This is a genomic window from Variovorax sp. 10L426, assembly GCF_056395305.1.
Map to the genome: position 1 here is coordinate 1 of NZ_JBFTJF010000047.1, position 1,576 is coordinate 1,576.

Sequence of the window (1,576 nt, forward strand, 5' to 3'; positions counted from 1 at the left end):
TAGCCCGGAAATTTCACCAGTAGAGGGTCGGCAGCCTCGTGCCGGAGCGCGTTGACATTGGTATCTGACGCCAATTTCAACCGAGGACTGCCGATGCCAAAGTGTACCGATGGGACGATGGATTTGGGGCGCCTGGGGCGCCGCGTCATCGAGGCCAATTTCGAGGGCGGCGACATCGGCTCGGACGGTGGCGTGTTGCTGCTGCGCCGTGTGGACGAGCGCATCGGTTTGAGTCGCGCGGCTGCGGCCGTGCTGAGTGATCCACGCGATCGGGCACGCATCACGCACAGCCTGCGCGACCTGCTCGCCCAGCGCATCTATGGCTTGTGCTGCGGCTACGAAGACCTCAACGACCACGACACCTTGAGAGACGACTTGCTGATGCAGACGGCCGTGGGTCGGGTCGATCCACTGGCGAGTTCGCCCACGCTCAGCCGCCTGGAGACGCGGGCCACGCGCGCACAGGCGGTGGCGCTGCACGGCGTGCTCATCGAGCAGTTCATCGCCAGCCACAAGACAGCGCCCGAGGAATTGGTGCTGGACATCGACGCCTCGGATGTGCCCTTGCACGGCAGCCAGGAGCGCTGCGAGTTCCACGCCTATTACGACCACCACTGCTATCTGCCGCTGTACGTGTTCTGCGGCCATGCCATGCTCGCATGCGTCTTGCGGCGCAGTCGCATCGATGGCGCCAGGAACGCCGCGGCGGTGATCAAGCTGCTGGTGCAGCGGCTGCGCCAGGCGTGGCCCGACGCGCGGATCATCGTGCGCGGTGACTCGGGCTTCTGTCGTCAGAGATTGCTGCGCTGGTGCGAGCGCTCGGGCGTGCACTACATCGTCGGGCTGGCGCGCAACGCGCGGCTGGAGGCGACCGTGCAATACGCCGAGGCGATGCTGGCCGACGAGTACGCGCGCACCGGCGCCAAGCAGCGCCTGATCGACGAGTTCGTCTACGCGGCCGACAGCTGGGACATCGAGCGACGCGTGATCACGCGCCTGGAGCACGGCAGCCAGGGCAACAACCCGCGCTTCGTGGTGACCGATCTCCAAGGCGACGCCGTCCAGCTGTACGAGCGGCTGTACTGTGCACGCGGCGAGGCGGAGAACCGCATCAAGGAGGCCCAGCTCGATCTGTTCGGCACCCGAGCGAGCTGCCACCGCTTCGCGGCCAACCAGCTTCGCCTGCTGCTGGCGGCGCTGGCCTACACGCTGATGCAGCGCCTGAGAGAACTTGCCCTGAAAGGCAGTGAACTGGAGCGCGCCACCGCAGCGACGATTCGCGTGCGGCTGCTGAAGATCGGCGCGGCCATCGTGCGCAACACCAGACGCGTGCGGATCCTTCTGGCTTCGCACCACCCGCTGCGCAGCGTGTTCCTCAGCGCAGCCCAGGCGCTGGCCCCCTGAGCCTCATCCAGTGCTGTCCCCGGCACGCTGACAAACAACGGGGGTAAGGGGGTCGTGTGCCTAAAAACAGCCGCGACTCCATCCAGTAGCTCACACTGGACGCAAGACCGCGCTCAATGTCCGCCACCAGGTTCGGTCAACGCCACATCGGCCTACTGATGAAATATCCGGG

At 66.1% G+C, this 1,576-nt stretch carries 1 protein-coding gene; it reads left to right on the forward strand.

Translation table 11 applies throughout. The features are described 5' to 3' along the window. Positions 1–93: 93 nt before the first annotated feature. Positions 94–1,404, forward strand: coding sequence for an IS1380 family transposase (locus tag AC1DHL_RS29620; RefSeq protein WP_478164312.1), 1,311 nt, complete (start codon positions 94–96; stop codon positions 1,402–1,404). The last annotated feature ends 172 nt before the right edge of the window (positions 1,405–1,576 follow it).